21 protein-coding genes are annotated in these 22492 nt (G+C 55.5%); 2 read left to right on the top strand and 19 right to left on the bottom strand.

Annotated features, from left to right (window positions below):
• Window positions 1-16: 16 nt before the first annotated feature.
• From H1B31_RS08920 to mnmA, 19 genes are all read right to left on the bottom strand, one after another.
• Complete coding sequence (locus tag H1B31_RS08920) at window positions 17-1663, bottom strand: putative manganese-dependent inorganic diphosphatase (RefSeq protein ID WP_037345808.1); 1647 nt, start codon at window positions 1661-1663, stop codon at window positions 17-19.
• A gap of 133 nt (window positions 1664-1796) precedes the next feature.
• The gene (locus H1B31_RS08915) at window positions 1797-2153 is read right to left on the bottom strand and encodes a YraN family protein (protein ID WP_185980056.1); all 357 of its coding nucleotides are present in this window, start codon (window positions 2151-2153) and stop codon (window positions 1797-1799) included.
• Window positions 2150-2476, bottom strand: a complete 327-nt coding sequence (locus H1B31_RS08910; protein WP_185980055.1) for an EscU/YscU/HrcU family type III secretion system export apparatus switch protein — start codon at window positions 2474-2476, stop codon at window positions 2150-2152. Before H1B31_RS08910 ends, H1B31_RS08915 begins: the two co-directional genes overlap by 4 nt.
• 92 nt (window positions 2477-2568) lie before the next feature.
• Window positions 2569-4737: a hypothetical protein gene (locus tag H1B31_RS08905; RefSeq protein ID WP_226372164.1), complete on the bottom strand. Its 2169-nt coding sequence runs from the start codon at window positions 4735-4737 to the stop codon at window positions 2569-2571.
• 26 nt (window positions 4738-4763) lie between these two features.
• Window positions 4764-5528: a ribonuclease HII gene (locus tag H1B31_RS08900; protein ID WP_185980053.1), complete on the bottom strand. Its 765-nt coding sequence runs from the start codon at window positions 5526-5528 to the stop codon at window positions 4764-4766.
• A gap of 5 nt (window positions 5529-5533) precedes the next feature.
• Entirely contained in the window at window positions 5534-6436 is a 903-nt protein-coding gene (ylqF, locus tag H1B31_RS08895; RefSeq protein WP_185980052.1) for a ribosome biogenesis GTPase YlqF, read from the bottom strand.
• A gap of 444 nt (window positions 6437-6880) precedes the next feature.
• Window positions 6881-8281: a 23S rRNA (uracil(1939)-C(5))-methyltransferase RlmD gene (gene rlmD / locus H1B31_RS08890; protein ID WP_185980051.1), complete on the bottom strand. Its 1401-nt coding sequence runs from the start codon at window positions 8279-8281 to the stop codon at window positions 6881-6883.
• Entirely contained in the window at window positions 8278-8946 is a 669-nt protein-coding gene (locus H1B31_RS08885; RefSeq protein ID WP_185980050.1) for an HAD family hydrolase, read from the bottom strand. Before H1B31_RS08885 ends, rlmD begins: the two co-directional genes overlap by 4 nt.
• Window positions 8947-9005: 59 nt before the next feature.
• On the bottom strand, window positions 9006-10445 hold the full coding sequence (gatB, locus tag H1B31_RS08880) for an Asp-tRNA(Asn)/Glu-tRNA(Gln) amidotransferase subunit GatB (protein WP_185980049.1): 1440 nt from the start codon (window positions 10443-10445) through the stop codon (window positions 9006-9008).
• Complete coding sequence (gatA, locus tag H1B31_RS08875) at window positions 10442-11908, bottom strand: Asp-tRNA(Asn)/Glu-tRNA(Gln) amidotransferase subunit GatA (protein ID WP_185980048.1); 1467 nt, start codon at window positions 11906-11908, stop codon at window positions 10442-10444. Before gatA ends, gatB begins: the two co-directional genes overlap by 4 nt.
• 12 nt (window positions 11909-11920) lie before the next feature.
• Entirely contained in the window at window positions 11921-12211 is a 291-nt protein-coding gene (gene gatC / locus H1B31_RS08870) for an Asp-tRNA(Asn)/Glu-tRNA(Gln) amidotransferase subunit GatC (protein WP_009440218.1), read from the bottom strand.
• A 73-nt stretch (window positions 12212-12284) separates the two neighbouring features.
• Window positions 12285-13166 carry an agmatinase gene (gene speB, locus H1B31_RS08865; RefSeq protein ID WP_185980047.1) on the bottom strand — a complete coding sequence of 294 codons (882 nt, stop codon included), beginning with the start codon at window positions 13164-13166 and terminating at the stop codon, window positions 12285-12287.
• Window positions 13147-14007, bottom strand: coding sequence for a polyamine aminopropyltransferase (speE, locus tag H1B31_RS08860; protein ID WP_185980046.1), 861 nt, complete (start codon window positions 14005-14007; stop codon window positions 13147-13149). The genes speB and speE overlap by 20 nt, the downstream gene beginning before the upstream one ends.
• 3 nt (window positions 14008-14010) lie before the next feature.
• Entirely contained in the window at window positions 14011-15465 is a 1455-nt protein-coding gene (locus H1B31_RS08855) for an aminotransferase class I/II-fold pyridoxal phosphate-dependent enzyme (protein WP_185980045.1), read from the bottom strand.
• Window positions 15465-16406, bottom strand: coding sequence for an ABC transporter substrate-binding protein (locus tag H1B31_RS08850; protein ID WP_185981273.1), 942 nt, complete (start codon window positions 16404-16406; stop codon window positions 15465-15467). The genes H1B31_RS08855 and H1B31_RS08850 overlap by 1 nt, the downstream gene beginning before the upstream one ends.
• A complete protein-coding gene (locus H1B31_RS08845) occupies window positions 16406-16807 on the bottom strand; it encodes a DUF3783 domain-containing protein (RefSeq protein ID WP_185980044.1) in 402 nt (133 codons plus the stop codon). Before H1B31_RS08845 ends, H1B31_RS08850 begins: the two co-directional genes overlap by 1 nt.
• Before the next feature lie 11 nt (window positions 16808-16818).
• The gene (locus tag H1B31_RS08840) at window positions 16819-17664 is read right to left on the bottom strand and encodes an NYN domain-containing protein (protein ID WP_009440224.1); all 846 of its coding nucleotides are present in this window, start codon (window positions 17662-17664) and stop codon (window positions 16819-16821) included.
• An 11-nt stretch (window positions 17665-17675) separates the two neighbouring features.
• The gene (locus H1B31_RS08835; protein ID WP_009440225.1) at window positions 17676-18725 is read right to left on the bottom strand and encodes a hypothetical protein; all 1050 of its coding nucleotides are present in this window, start codon (window positions 18723-18725) and stop codon (window positions 17676-17678) included.
• A 35-nt stretch (window positions 18726-18760) separates the two neighbouring features.
• Window positions 18761-19846, bottom strand: coding sequence for a tRNA 2-thiouridine(34) synthase MnmA (mnmA, locus tag H1B31_RS08830; protein ID WP_185980043.1), 1086 nt, complete (start codon window positions 19844-19846; stop codon window positions 18761-18763).
• Between the two features lie 161 nt (window positions 19847-20007).
• Between mnmA and H1B31_RS08825 the strand changes: the two genes are divergently transcribed.
• Together H1B31_RS08825 and H1B31_RS08820 are read left to right on the top strand one after the other, a co-directional pair.
• The gene (locus tag H1B31_RS08825) at window positions 20008-21249 is read left to right on the top strand and encodes a tRNA(Met) cytidine acetate ligase (RefSeq protein WP_185980042.1); all 1242 of its coding nucleotides are present in this window, start codon (window positions 20008-20010) and stop codon (window positions 21247-21249) included.
• Between the two features lie 15 nt (window positions 21250-21264).
• On the top strand, window positions 21265-22488 hold the full coding sequence (locus H1B31_RS08820; protein ID WP_185980041.1) for an ATP-binding protein: 1224 nt from the start codon (window positions 21265-21267) through the stop codon (window positions 22486-22488).
• Window positions 22489-22492 lie beyond the last annotated feature (4 nt).

Here is a 22492-nt window from a genome sequence, read left to right as displayed (position 1 = left end):
ATAGAAATATTTACCGTTACGTCTTGATCCGCTTGACCGCCTCCGAGAGCGGCGGAATGATCTGCTTCTTGCGCGACATGACCCCGGGCAGATAGAGATGCGTCCCGCTCGTATCCTTGCGGAAAGCCTCGCCGATCAGCGTGCGCGGCGATCCCGTGAAGAGCAGATAGGTCGCCTCCTCGAGGATGTCCGTAATCATGACGAGGCTCAGGTCAAACCCTTCGGAGTCGCAGATGCTCTTCATCGCAGCGAGGAGCTCGTCCTCCTTCGCCATGATTTCCTTCGTATCCATGACGGAGGTCTGACTGACAATGACGCGATATGCACCGATGGTGAATTCCTTGAGATCGTTGCGTACAATCTCCATCGGAGACATATTGCCGATGCTGGAGCCTGCCTTGAGCATCTCGAGTCCGTAGGTGTTCAGATCGACGTTTGCAATGTCCGCGAGTCGTTCTGCCGCCTTCTTGTCCTTCGGCGTGCAGGTCGGGGACTTGAAGAGCACGGTATCCGAGATGATCGCCGAGAGCAGAAGTCCTGCGATCGACGGCGGGATGTCGATGTCGTTCTGCCAGTGCATATTCGAGACAATCGTCGCCGTGCAGCCGACCGGCTCCGCGTGTGTGTAGATCGGCTCGCTCGTGCTGATGCCGCCGAAGCGATGATGGTCGATGATCTCGATGATCTTCGCCTCCTCGATCCCCTCGACCGCTTGATTGCGCTCGTTGTGATCCACGAGGATGACCTGCGCCGGCTCCGAGACGACGAGGCGGTCGCGGCTGACAAGGCCTACGATGCGCCCGTTTTCCAGCACGGGGTAATTGCGGAAATTCGTCTCCTCCATCGTCCCCTTGATATCCGAGAGGAGGTCGAGCGGCTTAAAGCAGACGGGATTGTCGTGCATGATCCGCCGAATTGGGACGCACTGGTTGATGAGACGCGCCACAGTATAGGTATCATACGGCGTCGATAGCACGAAGATCCCGCGTGCCTCTGCCTCCTCAAGTGCCTCTGCGGGCACGCGCCCATCTCCCGTCACAATCAAGCAGGCGATGCCCTGCTGAATGCAGGCGAGAATCGTCTCTGTCCGACGGTCGCCGACGAGCACAATGTCGTTTTCCTTGATGAGCTTATGGATGGTCTCTACGCTGCCGGCGGCAATGCGAATCTGTCCCTTGATCGTCTCGCCCTCTTCCCCGGCGACGAGCACATTGCTGTCCGTCGCACGGATGATGTCGCGATAGCGCACGCGCATATCCGAGAGATTCGTCATGCCGAGCTCTTGGAAATAGCGCTTTGCAAGATCGCTGACCGAGACGATGCCGACGAGAATGCCCTTGCTGTCCGTCACGGGGATCGAGCGCAGATCGTTCTCGCGCAGCACCTCGCCCAGATTGCGCAGGGTGTCATGCTGACGAACGACAATCTTGCAGTCCATCGCAATGTCCTTGACGCGCGGATAGAGATCGGGAATGAGGAGCGGCTGCTCGACATGGAAATACTCGAGTGCGAACTTCGTCTCCTTATTCACCTTACCGGCACGTGCCGCAACGGCATTGACGCCCATCGCCTGTTTCAGATGCGCGTATCCGACCGCAGAGCAAATGGAATCTGTATCCGGATTGCGGTGCCCGATGACGTAGATCGGCTTTGCAACATTCAAGATGATACCTCCCTATCGCGGCTTCCACATGCCGCACACTTTGATTCCCATTATAGCATACTCACGGATGTGATTCAATTTTTGCAAAAATAAAAAGATGTGGGCGCTCGCAGGAATACGCCGACATCTAAAACTATACCTCAAATGCGTTCTTGATTGCGTGTACTGTCCATGTGTCGCCGACAGCGTAGACCTCAAGCACATCAAAACGGCAATGCGCGTTCTCCATATGGTGCTCACGCAGGTACCAATATGCCGTCTGTACGATTTTTTGACGCTTACGGTAGTGAACCGACTCTGCAGGCGTTCCACAGCGGATACTGCGGCGCGTCTTCACCTCGACAAAGACGAGTGTTCCATGATCGTCTGCGATGATGTCGATCTCGCCGATTTTGCACCGATAGTTGCGCGTGAGGATGCGGCAGCCCTGTCGGCGCAGATACTCTGCAGCACAGGATTCTCCCTGATCACCGAGCGTCTTACTGCTCATGACAGTCTCCGTTCACCCGCATGGCGGTCAATGCGGTAGACATGTGCGAGAATCTCTGCAATCGTGCGATAGAGTTCCGGCGGAATCTCGCGGTCGATCTCAAGCGCCATCAGCATATTGACGAGGGATTTATTCTGGTAGACGGGGATTCCGTTCTTCTTTGCCTCCGCAAGAATGCGGTCGGCGACGAGCGAGCGCCCCTTTGCCGTCACGCGCGGGGCACGGTCGTTTTTCACATCATATTTGATCGCAACCGCGCGCTGTTCCTCTGACGCCGGCATATCATCGACAGGCGAAGTGTCCTGATCCCAATGTTCCGCCATCTCTCACCCATCCTTGTGACTGCTATTTATTCGTCCACATTATACCGAGGAGCAGCGTTCTCCGTCAAGCGGGGAGCACGTACTTATCTCCGTCAGTTTGTAAAGAAACGCCGCTCACCGATGGCGCCGATCTGGATGCCCTCGATGATGAGGGAGGTACTGTCCGCCGTCTCCCGTATGCTGTCGAGCGCATTGCGAAACTCCCATGCCGCGTCTGCGTCGGAGAAATAGAGCCGCATATCCACGTGATTCTCCTCGTAGATGCGATTGATGAGCTCCACCGTGCCGATATTGTCTGTGAGCACGCAGATACGCAGCCAGGTCTCCTTCTTGACGAGATCCGTTTCCTCATCCTTTTTTGTCTCATCGTAAACATGGATGTAGGCGGGATATTCGGATGCGCCCATGAAGAGCGGCATGACGAAATTCATCGAGCGCTGCCCCGGCTGTGGGGCGGCATTCTCGCCCTCAAGTGCGTTGCGCATGGTGAGGGCAAGTGCCGCGACATCCCTACCCGCACGCTTGTACTGCTCTGCCGTCATCCTGCGCGTCTTTACAATGTCCGCCATCTGCATGAATGCCCACAGACGCGGGAGGTCGAGCATCTGCTGTTCAAGTGCTGCCTGACGCACGGTTCCCGGGATATTCTGCTGGGTTAATTGGATGAGCTGTTGGAGCTGCTTCGCATCTCCCTCGCTGAGCGTTTGACCGCGTCCGCTGACAAAGTTTTGCAGCAGCAGTGTCTCTTTCGGGTTCAGATTCTCATTTTGGAGAAGCGACTGTGCGAGATTCCGCAGGACATTCATCGTCTGCGGCGTGTTCTCCATCGTCTGTGTGAAGAAGCGCGGAATCGCACTCTGTATCTCTGGGGACTTCATCTGGGCGGCGGCTTGCGACGGAGATTTTGCTGCATTGGCAAGTTCTGTCTCGGCTCCCGTCTTTGGGCGTGCGGTCTGCACCGTTGCCTCTGCCTGCGGAGCGGATCTTGCGGACTGAGTCTGTGTTTCCGTATTGGTTGATGCTCGTGTGCTCACATCTGTGGAAGGCTTGTTTTCCGGAGTGGCGGCAGGGTCACCCTGACGCGGCATCGCATTTGTCGGCTCTTTGCCCGTCTGCATGGGAGTGTTGGCACTCCCGGTCGGCGGTGCTGTATTCTGTCCGCGTTCGGCGTGCGTCCCCGTTTGGGGAGCCTCGTTCGACATTGTTTTCTGCGCACTTCCCGCTTCATTGGATGCGCTCTGAGCATTCTGCGCGGAAGAGTTATTGGAAGGCGAAGGAGCATCAGGCATTGTTTTTCCTGCATTTTGCTGCGGCATCTCTGTCGCAGCCTTTCCGACGTTTTCTTGTGGCGTAGTCCCTGCCTGTCGCAGCGCGGGCGATGCGTTTTCCTTTGTCAAGGTATCCGTGGCTGTCATTCCAGTCTGTGCACGTGGCATTTGCTGTTCAGGTTGTCCTTCCTCGGGCATTGCAGGAATTGCGTTTTGTGCGGACGAAGATGCACGCGCTTCCTGTCCCCCTGTGGAACTCGGCGGAGTCTGTGCACTTTCACCCTGTGAATTTGTGTTTGTCGTCATTGGCTGCGGCGCAGCTTCCGCATCGCGCGGCATGAGGAGCTGAACCAGTTGATTCAGGAAAGAGAGCGAGGTCGAGCCCGCCCCGCCCGATGTCCCCACAGCAGTTCCCTGCGCATTCAGCTGTGTGAGAAAAGTCTGCAATTCCTTCGGCAGTAGCTCCGCATTCCCGGTATCGAGCAGTTGAAATGCCGCCTTTGTCAGCATGATCGGCTCGAATGTTCCGCCGGATTCCTTTGCAAGCGCGGACTTCAGCCCCGTGAGGAGTGCTGCAAGATCATCGCTCACCTGTGGGGATCCGCCCTCCTCCGCCATTGTCCCCAGCTGGTTGAGCATACGCGCGAGCGTCGTGAGTTGATCGGTCGAGAAGCGCTGACTGGCAGCGGTGCTGCCGAGCCCCTGTCCGAGCGTCGTCTCGATCGAAAAGGACTGCCGCATCATATTCTGGATGACTTCCTTGAGTTCGGCGGGCATTTGCTGCACATTCGTCTGCTGGCGTCCGCTGATCTTCGCGAGAACATCCGCCATATGGTCGATGGCAGTTTCAATCGAGACATTCGTCCGCTGGCTGAATGCAGCGGACGAATCTCCCTGATTTCCACGATTTTGAACAGCCTCGGTCGTTTTCCCCTGCGAAATCTGGGATGCGGCAGGAATGACGGGAGATGCTGTTGTAGTATTTGCTTCCATCGACACGGTGTTCACAGCCTTTTCTGTTATATATTGTTCAGCATGGAGCGTATCGGCTCGAAGGATTTACGGTGAATGGGGCAGACACCATATTTGCGAATCGCGTCGATATGTTCCTGGGTTCCATAGCCCTTATGCTTTGCAAAGCCATAGTTCGGATATTCTGTATCGTATTGTTCCATCAAATGATCGCGCGTCACCTCCGCCAAGATCGAGGCCGCAGCAATCGATGCAGACTTGGCATCCCCCTTGATGATGGAGTTTGAAGGCATCGTGAGTTTCGGAAGCTCCACGGCATCAATCAGAACCTCGTCTGGCGTAGGCGACAATGCGTCAATCGCCTCATACATCCCCATCCGCGTTGCCTGCAAGATGTTCATGCGGTCGATCGTCTCTGCATCAATCAGAGTGACATGATAGGAAATCGCAGCATTGACAATCTCGTCGTACAGCGCCTCGCGCACGGCAGCAGAGAGCTTCTTTGAGTCGTTGAGGCGCGGTAGATGGCATTCCTGCGGCAAAATGACGGCGGCAACGGCAACGGGACCTGCGAGAGGGCCGCGTCCAGCCTCGTCTACGCCCGCAACAATCGTGCGTCCCGCCTCTGCTGCAGCGCGCTCATATGCATACATCGCGTGCAACCGCTCACGTTCCTTCTGTGCCCTTTCGTAGCGACGTAGAATTGTCTGAACCGATTTTCTTGAGTCATGCCGACAGAGTTCGATGAACTCTGCTGGGGCATCGCCTTGGAGAAATACGTTCTCTATTTCTTTTATCGTCATTTTCTCCATTTCCTTTACCGTACATCTCCGTCGAATGACATGTCAGGCAAGGAATCCAACGTGACCCGCCCGAGGCGTCCGCTACGAAAATCCGTCAACACGATCTGTTCCGCCTTTTCGTAGTCGATCTTTCCGCCCGCCCGCAGACAGCCGCGTCTGCGTCCGATCTCCTCAAGCAACTCTGTGCCGGACGGCAGGTCTCCTTCCATGCGATAGCGCGCCGCCAAATCGGCGGGGTATGCTTCCCGCAGCGTATTGAGCAGCAGGAGGACGACGCTCGCCACGTCGTAGACATTGTCGTTGATTGCGCCCGTAAATGCGAGGTGAAGCGCCGCCTGCTGATCCTCGAATTTCGGCCAGAGAATCCCTGGCATATCGAGCAGTTCCAACTGCGCTCCGAGTCTGATCCACTGCTTTGCACGCGTCACGCCAGGGCGGTTCTCCACCTTCGTCTTCGTTCCGCCCGACAGACGGTTGATGAGGGAGGACTTGCCCACATTCGGGATGCCGAGGATCATGCATCGCGCCGCACGCGCCTTTGCACCATGCTGAACGAGTTTATCCGTCTTCGGCTTTGCACATTTTGCAATCGCCTGTACGAGCTCCTTCACGCCGTGCCCCTTCACCGCATCCACAGGCACTGCCGTGATCCCCTGCGCCGCAAAATATTTTACCCATGTGCGCGTCGCTGTCTCATCCGCAAGATCCGCTTTGTTGAGCACAATCAAACGCGGCTTTCCACCCACAATCTCACGCAGCACAGGATTCGCCGAGCTCAGCGGAATCCGCGCATCCAGCAGCTCCACCACCACATCGACCAGCTTCAGATTCTCCTTGACAAGCCGCTCTGCCTTGCGCATGTGCCCCGGGTACCATTGCAGGCTCGGGATGTCGATTACGTTGTCATTATCAATCATTATATATTCCTCTCAGACTTTAATTTTACTGGCGTTCATCATCATGCGAATATATATGGTGCAAGAAAATCATAATTCATCATTATCTATACTATACCATAAAACCGCCCGGAGCATCACCTCCGGACGGTCAAAACGAAATTTTTCTATTCGATTCCATGACGCTCCATATACCGCATGAGCAGATCAGTTATGTTGTCCCAATCATCATCAGATACCTTCCCGAGCTTCTTCAGAAAGTCAGATACGGGAATGACGATCGTTTTGCTGATCCGCGCTGTCGAATATACAGATAATGATAGATGGTTAGTGATTAAGATAAAAACCGTTCGGGGATACAGGCTGTTCCTTTGTAGATTATCTCTCCGGCAAAGTGAAGAATGTACTGTAAAATACTTGTCTTCCACGTGTTTCCATCGAAAATCATTTTCTCACGATGTCCATTCAAATGGATTTTCGCATAAGAAGCGCCACATTTTCAACATGCGAAGTCTGCGGAAATAAATCTACGGGCTGGACTTCCTGCGTGATATAGCCGAGGTCTTTTAATATGGCGAGGTCACGCGCGAGTGTGGCGGGATTGCATGAGACGTAGACGATGCGCTGCGGTTTCATGTTGGCGAAGGTGCGGAGGACGATTTCGGTGCAGCCGGCACGCGGCGGATCGACGACGACGACATCGGGACGGATACCCTGCTTGTAGAGTGCCGGCATAACGGCAGTGGCGTCCCCCACGATGAACTCGGCGTTCTTCACGTGATTGTCGCGTGCATTTTTCCGCGCATCGAGGATGGCGGGCTGCACGATCTCGATGCCGTAGACCTTGCGCGCCTTCTGTGCAAGGAAGAGGGTGATCGTGCCCGTTCCACAGTAGGCGTCGATGACGGTCTCCGTGCCGTGCAGATCGGCATAGGCGAGTGCCTGCTCGTAGAGACGCTCCGCCTGCCTCGTATTGACCTGAAAAAAGGAGCGCGGGGAGATGTGAAAGTTCAGCCGTCCCAAGGTATCCAAAATGGTTGGTCTGCCCCACAGCAACTCGGTATCACGCCCCATAATGACGTTGTTCCGATAGGTCTGGATGTTCTGATGCACGCTGACGAGATGCGGCAGTCGTTCGCGCAGCAGACGAACAAAATCTTTGGCATGCGGCAGCTGCTTGGTCGCTGTGACAATGACTGCCATCAACTCGTTGCCACGTCCGACGCGCCCGACGATGTGGCGCAGGATACCCTTGTGCGTGTCCTCGTTGTAGACGGGGATGTGCAGTTTTTCGGCAACCTCGCGCACGGTGTTTGCGAGTTCGTTGTTCGCACTGCGCTGGATGTGGCAGTTCTCCGTGTTGATGATGCGATGGCTGCCCTGTGCGAAGCAGCCGACAACGAGCCGGCCTTTATCGACGCCAATGGGAAACTGCATCTTGTTCCGATAGTTCCACGGGTCATCCGCAGGCAGTGTTTCGTTCACGGGAATCTGCGGGAGCTTACCGATATGCGTCAATGCCTCTACGACTTGCGCACGTTTGGCATGCAGCTGTGCCTCATAGGAGAGGTGTTGGAGCTGACAGCCGCCGCATGCGTCGTAGATTTCACAGCGCGGCGCGACGCGAGCGGGGCTCTCTTGCAGGATCTTCCGGATCCGTCCGCGCGCATAGGTCTTTTTGACCTCATCGATCACAGCTAAGACACGCTCGCCTTGCAGTGCATTCGGAACAAAAACGGTGAAGTTTTCATATCGTCCGACGCCTTCCCCACTTGTGCCAAGGCGGTCGATTTGGATTTCATAGACCTGGCCCCTGCGGACGGGAATCATCTCTGCGGATCGCTTCGTCTTCTCTTTTGATTTCATCGCTCTGCAAATGTCACCTTTTCAAATAGTTCCATCGGATGTTTCAAGAGGATGTCAGCACCGTGCTCGGTCAGTTCCTCAGCCGGACGAAATCCCCAGAGGACGCCGACGGCAAACGTCCCGGCGTTGCGTGCCGTATCCATATCCACGCTCGTGTCGCCGAAATACAGAGCCTTATCCCCCGCAACGCCCATATTCGTCATAATGTGAAGTACCTTGTGCGGGTCGGGCTTGCGTGGAAGACCGTCCTGATCTCCAATGATTTCGCAGAACATATCGCGTGGAAACAGCTCCTCCATGATTGCCTCTGCCGCAGACTGATGCTTATTGGTGCAGACTGCCATCGGGATGCTGCGCCGACGCAGTTCCTCCAGCATCTCCATGATTCCCTCATACGGCTTCGTTTTATCAAGCAGATGTGAAGCATAGCGCGCCTTATACTCCGCCATAAAGTCACGCACGAATGCTGCATCTGCTGCGCGACCTGGAGGCAGAATCCGCTCGATGAGCTTGCGCGATCCATTGCCAACAAAGTAGCGGTATGCCTCCACATCATACAGGGGAAATCCATGCGCATGGAGAACAGCGTTCGCGCTGTCCGCAAGATCATTAAGTGAATCTACTAATGTGCCGTCCAGATCGAATATAGCTGCTTCATACTGCATGGAAATACCCTCCTTTGAAAAAACAGCCTTTCCCCTGCGGAAAGGCTGTTTTCATGCTGTCAGCCGAGTTTTTTTGCCAAGAGTTCGTTGACCATCTGCGGGTTTGCCTTGCCCTTGGACTGCTTCATGACCTGTCCGACAAGTGCCCCGATTGCCTTCTTATTGCCCCCCTTGTAGTCCTCGACCGCCTTCGCATTTGCGGTGATGACCTGATCGACAATATCCTCGATTTCCTTTGTATCCGTGATCTGGACAAGCCCCTTGTCCTTCACGATTTTTTCGGGCGCATCGGGCGATGTCCACATCTCCTTGAACACGGTCTTGCCTATTTTCGAGGAGATTGTACCCTTTGAAATGAGGAGAATCATTTCGCCGAGGCGCTTTGCATCGACAGGAGATTCCTCGATGGTCTTGCCCTCTGCGTTAAGGTTTTTCGCGAGATCGCCCATCAGCCAATTTGCCGCGAGCTTTGCGTCCGCTCCTGTCGCAGTGATGGCATCGTAGTACTCCGCCATTGCGCGCGAACTCGTAATGATCCCTGCGTCATAGGCAGAGAGCCCCGCCTCGTCCATCAGACGTACACGTCTCGCGTCGGGCAGCTCGGGCAGCTCCTTACGGATTGCCTCGATCTCCTCTGCGCTCGTCACGATCGGCGGCAGGTCAGGCTCTGGCATATAGCGGTAGTCGTGCGCCTCTTCTTTGCTGCGCATGGAGAGGGTAATGCCGCGCTCGGGATCCCATGTGCGGGTTTCCTGTATGATATGACCTCCGTCCTCGAGCACCTCAGTCTGACGCTCGATTTCGTAGTTGATTGCATCTTCGAGCGCCTTGAAGGAGTTGATGTTCTTCATCTCCGTGCGCGTGCCAAGTACATCCGAGCCGACGGGACGCAGGGAGACGTTGATGTCTGCACGGAGGTTGCCCTCCTCCATACGGCAGTTGGAGACGTCGATGTACTCCATGATCGTCTTGATCTTCTCCATGTAGGCGCGCGCCTCTTCTGCCGAGGACATATCCGGCTCGGAGACGATCTCGAGCAGGGGGACACCCGTGCGATTGTAGTCCACATTGGACGAGGCGGAGTCCTTGATCGTCGTGCCGGAGTGCACGAGTTTGCCCGCATCCTCCTCCATGTGGATGCGCGTCAGGCGGATGCGCTTCTTCCCCGCCTCCGTGTCGATGTCCACCCAACCATGCTCGGCAATCGGAAGATCGAACTGTGAGGTCTGAAAGTTCTTCGGCAGGTCGGGATAGTAGTAGTTCTTGCGATCAAACTTGCTGTACCCGTTGATCGTGCAGTTTGTCGCAAGCCCCGCTTTGATGGCATAGTTCACGACCTGGCGATTGACAACGGGCAGAACGCCGGGCAGTCCGAGGCAGACGGGACAGACATGCGTATTCTGATCTGCGCCGAATCCCGTGGCACAGCCGCAGAAAATCTTGGTCTTTGTCTTGAGCTCGCAGTGAATCTCAAGGCCGATGACGGTTTCGTATTTCATGCCCTTCCTCCAATCGGCGCCATTTTCGTATGAAAGTCATGTCCCTGCTCATAGGCGTATGCCGCGCGCAGGATCGTCTCCTCGGCAAGCGGCCGCCCGATGATCTGCAGTCCGATGGGAAGTCCGGCAGCAGTGAAGCCGCAGGGTACGGAGATGCCCGGGAGCCCCGCGAGGTTGACCGGAACGGTCGAAATATCCTGCAAGTACATCTGGAGCGGATTCGACATCTCGCCGATTTTATAGGCGGGGGTCGGTGCGGTCGGCGTCATGATAACATCGACCTCCTCAAAGGCGCGCGTGAAGTCCTGCTGAATGAGCGTCCGCACCTTGAGCGCCTTGAGATAGTAGGCGTCGTAATAGCCTGCAGAAAGTGCATAGTTGCCGATGAGAATGCGGCGCTTGACCTCTGCGCCGAATTTCTCCGTGCGCGTGCGTGTCATCATGTCGACGAGATCTTCACCGTCCACGCGGGCGCCGTAGCTGACGCCGTCGTAGCGTTCGAGATTCGTCGCAGCCTCGGCAGGCGCAATCAGATAGTAGGTCGATACGGCATAGTCCGTATGCGGCAGGGAGATCTCTCTGACCTCCGCACCCATCGCTTCAAAGTCGGAAATCGCCTTGCGGACGGACGCCTCTACCTCGCTGTCCATGCCTGCAACAAAATACTCCTTGGGCAGACCGATCTTCAGCCCCTTCACATCTGCACGAAGTGCTTCTGTATAGTCAGGAACCGCCGCCTTGCTTGCGGTCGAATCCATCACATCATGCCCTGCAATCACATTCATGATATGTGCCGCATCCGTGACATCGCGCGTGAGAGGCCCGATCTGATCGAGCGAGGAGGCATATGCCATGAGCCCATAGCGGGAGACTCGCCCATAGGTCGGCTTGAGGCCGACGATGCCGCAGAACGATGCCGGCTGACGGATCGAGCCGCCCGTATCGCTGCCGAGTGCCCAGATTGCCGTGCCCGCCGCGACCGCCGCCGCACTGCCGCCCGAGGAGCCGCCGGGAACGCGCGACGTATCCCACGGATTGTGCGTCGGCTGGAATGCCGAGTTCTCCGTTGAGCCGCCCATTGCAAACTCATCGAGATTCACCTTGCCGAGAATGACGGCATCCTCCGCATGGAGCTTCGTTATGACCGTTGCATCGTAGGGCGGAATGAAGCTCTCCAATATTTTCGATCCTGCCGTCGTCCGTACAGACTTCGTACAGATATTGTCCTTAATTGCGCCCGGAATTCCTGCGAGGAAAGAGATCTCCTCTCCCGCCGCAATCTTGGTATCCACGCGATTCGCTTCGGCAAGGGCTGCTTCGCGCGTATCCAAGAGATATGCACCGACCTCGCCCTCAACGGCATCCATGCGTGCACATACATCCTCGATCAGTTCACGCGCAGAGATCTCCTTGCGCGTCAGCATATCGTGAAGGATATGCGCCGGTTTTTCATATAGACTCAAAACAGATCCTCCTTAGCCTTCGAGTACCTTCGGCACCTTGAAATAGCCGTCCTCCTGCAGCGGGGCATTCGAGAGCGCCGCCTCATTGGAAAGGGACGGGCGCACCTCGTCCGCACGGAAGACATTCTCGATGGGCAGAGCATACGTCGTCGGCTGCACATCGTCTGTATCTACACTTGAGAGATTATCCACATACGAGAGAAAGTCTCCCAGCGATTTCAGCGCCTCTTCCTTTTCCTCCGCAGGAATCGCAAGGCGAGAGAGATGCGCCGTAGTCGTGAGATCCTGTTCCGTTACATTCATTACCTACACCATCTTTCTTAGCAATATCCGCATTATTATACCAAATCGCCCCGCAGGTATCAAATGGAAATCATCATGCGGTCTGTGGTCGTATAAAATCCTCCTCGAGCGCGAGCAGCATCTCACGCAGGAGTTTGAGCGCCGTTGCCGTCGACGTGCCGCTCGGATCGAGCGGCGGCGAGAGTTCCACCATATCACAGGCGACAATATTGCAGCCGTGGATAATGCGCAGCGTCGCTTTCATGAGATCGACAAAGGTCACGCCGCCCGCCTCCGGTGTCCCCGTTCCCGGGAACGCCGAGGGATCGAGTACGTCCAGATCAATGGTGAGATAGACGGGGCGATCCTTGACCGCTTCGATTGCCCCTGCAAGTCCGTCAAAGGTGAAAGGGCGAAGATTCGTATGTCCCTCGCGCGCCCACTCCCACTCCGCACGCTCTCCGCTGCGGATGCCAAACTGATGAATTCGTCCATCTCCCAGAATATCCCAGACACGGCGAATCACAGTTGCGTGGGAGAGACGGTTGCCGAGGTATTCGTCGCGCAGATCCGTATGCGCGTCAAAGTGGATCACGGCGAGATCGGGATGCTTCTCCGCCGCAGCCCGAATCGCAGGAAGGCTGACGAGATGCTCGCCGCCGATGAGCAGAGGAAGTCTGCCGTCCGCAAGCACATTCGCGGCATAGCTGTGTATCATATCGAGTGCACGCGCGGTGTCGCCGAAGGGCAGCTCCAAATCGCCGCCGTCAAAGACGCGCGCATCCTCGAGATCGAGATCCTGATAGGGGCTGTACGTCTCGAGCCCATACGACTCTGCGCGCATCGTACGCGCGGCGAACCGCGTTCCGGGGCGATAGGATGTCGTCGAATCAAACGGCGCGCCGAAGATCACGATATGGCTCTCCTCGTATGTGCCGTCGCAGCCGAGAAAGGTTTCAATGTTCCGGTTCCACATCTTCGAGTATCTCCTCCACATAGTTCGGCAGGGCAAAAGAAGCCGCATGCAGCTGGGTATTATAGTAACGCGTCTTGATGCCAAGTGCCTTCCAGCGTGCAAAGTCCACACCCTCCACGGGACGGCGGCTCTTGGATGAGAAACCAAAGAGCCAGTGCCCTGATGGATAGGTCGGTATATGCACCTGATACACACGACTAAATGGGAATGAATGGACTATGCGCTGATGCATCCGCTGCATTGCATAGGCATCCTGCTCGTAGAATGGGCTCTCATGCTGATTGATCATAATGCCGTCCGCGCGCAGCGCCTTGAAGCAGTTCCCGTAGAACTCCTTCGTGAAAAGCCCCTCCCCCGGCCCGAACGGATCGGTCGAGTCCACGATGATAAGATCATAGGCGTCGATCGGCTTGCGTACGAAGCGCAGACCATCCTCATAGTGAATGCTGACACGCGGGTCAGAAAGTCCCGAAGCTGTAGACGGCAAATATTCCCGACAGACATCGACGACCATTTCATCAATCTCTACAAGGTCAATACGACGTATGGACGGATAGCGCAGAAGCTCACGCACAGTCCCGCCGTCCCCGCCGCCAATGACGAGGATATCCGCAGCCTCTGGATGTACGCACATGGGCACATGCGTAATCATCTCGTGATAGATGAACTCGTCCTTCTCTGTCAGCATCATATAGCCGTCGAGCGTCAAAAATCGCCCGAACTCGGGTGACTCAAACACATCAATGCGCTGAAACTCGCTCTGGCCGCTGTAAAGCTGGCGGTTCACACGAATCGAAAAGCGCACATCGGGCGTATGTTGTTCCGTATACCAAAATTCCATAGTCTAACGCTCCGTCATCACATTGAGCCTCTGTATGCTCATATCCTCGGGCCCCGTGATCTGGCAGCCCTTTTTCTTCGCGTAGCGAATATAGGTCAGGATTTCTTCCGTAATCTGCTCCCCTGGTGCGAGAATCGGAATGCCGGGTGGATAACACATGACAAATTCACTGCATATACGTCCGCAGGTTTCTGCAATCGGAAGTGACTCTTTTTCCGCATAGAAGGCATCCTGTGGTCCGCAGACAACGGTGGGATCGATATACTCCATCCTGAGGGTCTTGGACGAATCCTTGCGGTAGTTGCGCCGAATCTCAGCGAGCGCCGCCACAAGGCGTTCCACATCCTTCGGACGATCCCCGACGGAGACATATGCAAGCAGATTTGCAATATCGCCGAACTCCGTCTGAATGTCATAGTCATCGCGCAGGATGTCATAGACCTCAATGCCGGCAAGCCCCGTCGAGCGTGTAAAGATGGAGAGCTTTGTCATGTCGAAATCGTATACGGCAGACCCGTTGATCAGCTCACGCCCGTAGGCATAATAGTCGCCAATGGCATTGATCTCATCGCGCGCATAAGCGACGAGATCGATGATCTTGTCGATCACCTCCCGACCGCGCAGGGCAAGATTCCGCCGACTGATGTCAAGACTCGCCAGGAGCAGATAGGACGCACTCGTCGTCTGTGTGATGTTGATGATCTGATGAACATAGCCGAGCGGCATACTGTCGGCACAGAGCAGAATCGAACTCTGCGTGAGAGAGCCACCGGATTTATGCATGCTGATCGCAGCCATGTCTGCACCCGCATCCATGGCTGCTGTTGGAAGTCGATCGCTGAAATAGAGATGCGTTCCATGCGCCTCATCTACGAGCAACTTCATTCCGTGATCGTGTGCAAGCTTTGTAATCGCGCGCAGATCGGAGCAGATGCCGTAATACGTCGGATTGTTGACAAATACCGCCTTGGCATCGGGATGGCATGCAATCGCAGCCGCCACATCCTCGACGCGCATACCGAGTGCGATACCAAGCATATCATCGATCCCGGGGTTGACATAGATCGGAATGGCGCCGCAGAGGATGAGTGCGTTGATTGCGCTGCGATGCACATTGCGCGGCATGATGATCTTATCACCCCGCCCCACCGCCGAGAGCACCATCGCCTGTACCGATCCCGTCGTACCGCTCACCATGAAGAATGCGTGCGCAGCGCGAAATGCCTCTGCAGCAAGAATCTCTGCATCCCGAATCACAGAGACGGGATGACAGAGATTGTCCAGCATTTTCATGGAGTTCACATCGACATCGAGACAAGCTGAGCCAAGGAATGCCGCAAGCTCCGGATTCCCACGCCCGCGCTTATGCCCTGGCACGTCGAACGGGACAAGGCGCGCGCGCTTCATGCGCTCCAATGCTTCCTGAATGGGGGCACTCGTCTGGGAGAGATATGGCATTACTTCTCCTCCGCGAGCAGTTTCGATACAAGGTCATCGTAGCTGTAGTCTCCTGCCAGATCCTTGCTCTTGACCCAGTGAACAGCCTCCTCCACATCCTTCTGTGCAGGCATACCAGCAGAGCGATAGGGCTTGAGTTCAAGTGCATCGCGGGCGGGCGCGGGAAAGCCACTCTTTTCCATCACGAGATCAATATACTCTGTACGCGGCGTATTATTGAGATAGTTGACAGCCTTGTTATAGGCACGGTACATCGCACGTATGGACGCCTCCTTTTCCTGAATGGAGGCATCCGAAAACACAATTATGCCTGGATTGATACCAAGCTCACCCGACCCCGTCACATAACGGCTTCCGGACGCAACAGCAACGCTCGCCATCGGCTCGGGCAGGACTGCAGCTGCGAGATTTCCGCTCTGGAGCATCTCGAGGCGCACGGGAATCTGCGGGATGACAACCTTCGAGACATCCTGCTCCTCAATGCCGTTGACCGCAAGGATCTCATCCGTCACATACTCGATGATGGTATTGCGGGAAATGGCGATCTCCTTGCCGCGCAGATTAGCAGATGCAGCAATCCCGGAGTTCCTGCCGGCAACGAGATTATAATTCCCGTCCGTGTAGGATGTCGCATGAACGGCAAAGCCGCCCGAGCGAGCAAAGATGACGGCCAGCAGATCGGAGATTGCACCGTCAAGATTCCCACTCTGCAGTGCCGCATCGCGCTCCATTGCACTCTTAAACGGCACGAGCTCCACCTCGACGCCCTCTTCCGCAAAATAGCCATGTTCTGCGGCGATGATGAACGGAATGGAGTCTGTATCGGGCATGAGCCCGATGGTCAGCTTTGAGAGTTTTTTCTCCTTCTCCTGCGGCTGACTTCCGCAGCCCGCCATAAGGAGCAGCAAGCAGGAAAGTGCTGCTGCAAGAAATCTCTTCATCATATATCTCCCTCCCGGTCTCCTCCGGTCGCCGCGTGCTCCTTCGCCATATGCTCACACAGATAGCGCAGTGTCCACAGCGTATTGTAGGGCGTGATCGCCGATTTATACGTAATGCGTGGGATGCCGGCCTCCTCAAGTGCCAGGAGAACCTTCGTCAGACGCTTCCCCTGAATATGCTCGAGCAGAAGCAGGCGGTGCGAAAAGTCAAAATACGTGTCCTCCTGAGGCAATGCGGCTTTATAGCCCTTATATCCGAGCAGATAGCCGACCTTCTCACGCCACGCATCTGCGGGAAGAATCTGCACGCGAATACCAAGCTCACGAAGCGCATCGTGCGCTGTCACAATCTGCTCCTCAGGGAACTGATAGAGCAGGACACGCTCTTCTTTTTTCATCATTACAGTTCCTGTTACTTTGACGCAAGCCCACGCATAAGGAGATAGGTCACGAGTTCATCGAGAGAGACTTCCTCCTCCAACATCTTCTGCTCGAGCGAGCTACGCAACGTCTTCGGCAGACGTACCGTCAAAAAGCCGTTCATCGCCGGCGTCGGCACAGCGTCAGAAGGAGGCGCTGTCTTCTGCGCCTGCTTTTTCTTTGCCTTGGATGCGGATTTCGTCGACTCTTCTGCGGGCTTTTCGGCCACTGCTTTCTTCTTTGGAGAATTTCCTGTATTTTTTTTCACTTCTGCTGTTTTTGCCGTCTGCTCAGCCGTCGGCTTCTGCTTTGCGTTCTTATCCTCTGATGATTTCTTCTTTGCCACGTTCTTCACCTCTGCACTCTGCACATCCTTTTTCTTTGTCTTTCCCATCGTTTTCGGTTCTGGCGGATAGACGAAAAATTCATTGTAGGCATTGCGTAGATCCTCGCTTGCCTGCTTCGTTCCAACGCCAACGATATAGGACGGATCCTCCGCATTCAGGGACTGTGCAATGTCCACAAAATCCGAGTCCGTTGTAATGATAAAGTATTTGCGCACACCTTCCTGATAGAGCATCTGTGCCGCATCATAGAGCGCGGAATCCAGAGAGTTCTTTCCATAGAAGGTGCGGCTGATCTGCCGAAAGGTCAGATCCGGGTATTCCATGAGCCGATCCCATCGCTTCTGCTCGGGATGCGCCTCCCAGTCCGAGACAACGATCATGCGGCAGGGCTGATAGCGCTGTGCCTGATCGATTGTATATTGAAGCATTTCAATCGGTGCGTTCTCAATATCGTAGAGAATTGCCACCGTATCATTGCTCGAGTCGAGCATACTCTCTCCCCTTACTCCATTTTATCTCCGAATGATCGCTTCGCGCGTTGTACGAGGAACGACGCCTCCACTTCGAGTACCTCCGCCTGACGCAGACTGTTTTCGGCGGCACGAATGGTCGCTGCATTCTTATCCGTCATCCATGTTGCGTAGCCCTGCGCATATGCAATATGCAGATCGCAGATCTTGAGGCGCAGCTGCTGCAGACTCTGCATGCTGCGCGGCACGGAGACAGCAGAGAGCTCGTCTCTCCGCTCCTGCCAGTCCGCGAGGATGTCCTGCTCCATGATCTGACGCGCCATATCGCGCGTTGCCTGACTGCCGAGCGCACCCGCACCAAGGACGGAGTAGAGGCGGAGCTGAGCGGCGCCCACCGTCTGGTCATGACGTGCGATGATGGCATTACTCTCCTCGAGATAGGATTCAATGCGCAGACGGCGCGCCTGCTGCAATACGACGGCATATTCATGCAGATTCTGAATGGATACAACCTGCCAATCCCCCTCTTCGGAGGGGGCGAGCAGGATTTTGAACGTGAAGTCGCTGTCTGCCTCTCCCTGATGTGCGATGACATCCGCCTCGGCGGTCTGCGCCTCATCATTCTGCGTCAGGTTCGCGATCTCGCGGAATGTCAGGTCACGTACGCCGATGCGCGAGAGAATGTTCTCCGTATCTGCAGCCTCATCCGCAGGATTGACAGAAGGCCATTCCCCCGTTGTCAGACGCGTATGTACTGCATCCTTGAGCATGCTGATAAATGCAGGCTTGAGCATTTTGGAAAAATCCTCAAGCGCTGCCGATGCCTCGTGCGAATGACCGAACTCCGCATCCATCGTACCCGTCATAAAGTCATCGTATCCCGTGTCCAACACAGCATCCAATTGGACATGGCGCAGGAAAAGAGCTTCGTCATGCTGATCCAATGCTGATTCAATGGTTCGGAGCGCATATTCCGGCGTCTTCGTATAGATGCGGAAATACCAAAATAGCCCCGATAGCAGCACTGCAACGGCAAGCAGTACAGCACATGCGACCTTTGCTTTCATGGTTCGGCTCATCATCACAATCCCCTCTCCCTATTTACTTTACCGGAAAGTCAGGCAATCACCTCATCGATGACGCCGCCGCCCAGTACGATATCATCCTCGTAAAATACAACTGACTGCCCTGGCGTCACAGCACGCTGCGGCTCTGCAAAACGAACGCATATACTGTCATCCCCGTACGGTGAAACGACTGCCGTCGCCTCCCTTTTCCCGTAGCGGATCTTTGCGTGCACCGTACGCTCTTCGCGAAGCACATCCCACATCGTCCAGAGAGGATGCGATGCAATGAGCTCCTGTGCATATACCTCATCTGCCGCCCCCACAATTACACGGTTCTCGACAGGATCGAGCGCAGTCACATAGAGCGGCTCAGGCGCAGCGATGCCAAGCCCCTTGCGCTGTCCGATGGTGTAAAACGAAACACCTTCATGCATGCCGAGCACATTCCCCGACTGATCGATAATTTCGCCGTGCTGAACAGATGCGGGACGCTTCTTGCGCAGATATGCCTTGTAATCATCATGAGGGACAAAGCAGATCTCCTGACTCTCAGCCTTGTGGGCAACGGGCAGATGATATTCCTCCGCCATACGTCGTGTCTCATCCTTGCTGAAGCTGCCGAGCGGAAACAGGATATGCGCCAGTGTCTCCTGATTCAGATGATAGAGCACATAGGACTGATCCTTTGCATAGTTCTGCGCCTTCCGCAGGCGATATATGCCATCCGCACCGCGTTCAACGCGCGCATAATGCCCCGTCGCAATATATGAGGCACCGAGTTCTGCTGCCTTTTGGAGGAGTGCTCCGAATTTGATATGACGATTGCAGACAACGCATGGATTCGGCGTACGTCCGCGCTGATATTCATCGAGGAAATAGCCGATTACCGTCTGCTCGAACGATGACATAAAATCGACCACATAATGCGGGATGCCAAGCACATCTGCCACGCGCCGCGCGTCGACAATACTGCTCGGCATCTCTCCGTTATTCTCCTCCGACAGAGCCTCACGGCTGTCCTCTGAGAGACGCATGGTCGCACCAATCACATCATAGCCCTGCTCAAGGAGCAGCGCTGCTGTCATCGAACTGTCCACTCCTCCGCTCATTGCAACCAAGACACGTTCCTGCTTCATCTTACGATCCAATATCCCCCTGCTTTCCCATGACTTAAATTTTCGTTTAGTATAGCATTCGCGCCTTGAAAATACAAGAAATTGTATTTCCATTGCAGACCTACCCAAATCTTGTTTTTTTTGTTAGAATATGAGAGAAAATAAATGCGGGGAGGATGGGCATGCAGATCATAGGCATCATTGCCGAATACAATCCCTTCCATCACGGGCATCGCTTCCAGATCGAAACGATACGGAAGCAATATCCCTCCGCCGCAGTTGTCGCTGTGATGAGCGGCAGCTTCACACAGCGCGGTACGCCTTCTGTCCTCGATAAATGGACGCGCGCGCGTCATGCTGTAGAGGGAGGCGCAGATCTCGTGCTCGAGCTTCCCTTTGTCTTTGCTTGCCGCAGTGCACAGGACTTTGCACGAGGCGGCATCTCACTCCTCTCCCGCCTCGGCATTGTCAGTCACCTTGCCTTTGGCATGGAGGCAGCGGAACTCGCGCCACTCGTCAATGCGGCGGCACGAATTGATGCAGAGCCCGTTCAGAGATGCCTGCGCAAGCATATGGACGAGGGTCACTCGTACGCAGGAGCACTCACGCGCGCACTGACGGCAGATGCGATACTCTCCGAAGAAATGCTGCGTGCGCCGAACAACATCCTCGCCATCGAATATCTGCGTGCCTTGCGGCTTCTGGCACCGCAGATTGTTCCCATCGTCATTCGGCGGAGAACGGCGCAGCATCGCGACACACATCTTCATGCCGGCATTACAAGCGCCTCTTCCATCCGTCGGGTGCTCGCCGCATCATCGCCGCCGTGGACAGAGCTCAGCGAGAGCCTCATGCCCTCGGTACTGGACGATCTCCGTGCGGCACATGCGCGAGGACTGCCGCAGGAAAATACACTCCTTGACCTTCTGCGTTACCTCCTCCTCGTGACAGACAGCTCCGTACTGACCGAGATCTATGGCATTGCTGAAGGCATTGAGAATCGCCTCATACAGAGCAGAACAGCGCAGGATTACAGCGATTTCCTCAGAAATGCTGCAACAAAGCGCTATCCGCAGAGCCGCATTGCACGCCTGATCGTCCATCTGCTCCTGCATCTCACCAAAGCGCAGGCGGAGGATTTTGATACGAGCGGTGCCGCAAACATCCACCCCCTTGCGTTCAATACACGCGGGCGCAAACTGCTACGCATGATGAAACAGCAGGGGCAGCTCCCCATTATCACGCGTACGGCGGAGTTCCTGTCGTCCGCGGAGCGCGGTCAGCCGCAAAGAACGCTCTCACCGCTGCAGCGCATGCTCGCCTTTGATACCCGCGCGACCGAGCTACGTCTGCTGACCTGCCCGACTCCTATGAACGGCAGACGGCGCACAGATTTTATCATGTCACCACAATTTCTTACATAAAGAAAGGAATGTATTATGAGCCAGAATGTGAAACTTTCAACGCTGCTCGTACTAAACACCCTGGATCAGGATCCGATTCTCAGCTTCCTTGAGTGGGATGCCGATGATGTGGAAGTTCAGGCAGAATGTGCCGCCCGTCTCATCCGCGCCGCTGAAACGCGCGGGCTCAGCGGCAATCTGCTGCCGCAGTATCTGCTTCATGTATTCACCCATGAGGCGAATCTTGTCTCAGAGACCATGGAGCGGACAGGACTGCCGCCGGGAAGCAGTCTGCGTCAGGCATTCTATCAGGACATCGAGCGCCTCTATCCCCTGCTCACACAGCCGACGAGCAGCTTCCTCGGTGCGCCGTTGTTGGATCATTATGAGCCGACCCAGAACGTATACGACAAGAGCGAGGACTTCCTCCTCCCGTGGATCGAGGCAGCACAGAGCCCGATCGACTATGCCGAGGCACTGCTCACCTACTATGCACGATACGGATATGGCGAGCTGGCGGGACATGTCGTCTTCCATTGGGATGACAAGGCGAATAAGATCCGCGGCATTGCGCATTTTGAGCGTACACAGATGAAGAATCTCATCGGCTACGAGCATCAGAAAGAGCAGCTGCTCCAAAATACGCGTGCCTTTGTTCAAGGGAAGCCCGCCAATCACGTCCTTCTCGTGGGTGCGCGCGGCACGGGCAAATCCTCTGCGGTCAAGGCACTCGTCAGTGAATACGAGGAGAGCGGCCTTCGCCTCGTGCAGGTCACAAAGGAGCAGCTGCGCAAGCTGCCCGAGATTATGACGGCGCTGCGGAACTATGCGGGACGCAAGTTCATCCTCTTTCTCGACGATATTTCATTTGAGGACTCCGATGCAGAATTCAAGGCGGTCAAGTCGGCCATCGAAGGCGGTGTCTCTTCCTGCCCGCCGAATGTGCGTCTCTATGCGACCTCCAACCGCCGCCATCTCGTGCGTGAGACATGGCGTGACCGCGAGCAGGAAGAACTCTATCGCGATGACAGCATCAACGAGACGATCTCGCTCTCGGATCGCTTCGGTCTCGTCATCCACTACCACACGCCAGATCAGGACGAGTATCTGGCGATCATCGACCATATGCTTTCACAAAAGGGAATTCATCTTTCGCCTGAAGAACTCCGTATTGCAGGTCTGCGCTGGGAGATGACGCACAGCGGACGCAGCGGGCGCACGGCACAGCAGTTCGTCGCCCACTATCTCGGCATTCACTAAGGAA

This window comes from Selenomonas timonae (assembly GCF_014250475.1).
Taxonomy (GTDB): Bacteria; Bacillota; Negativicutes; order Selenomonadales; family Selenomonadaceae; genus Centipeda; species Centipeda timonae.
The sequence above is the reverse complement of the archived record's forward strand: the minus strand, read 5'-3'. Positions and strand labels throughout refer to the sequence as shown.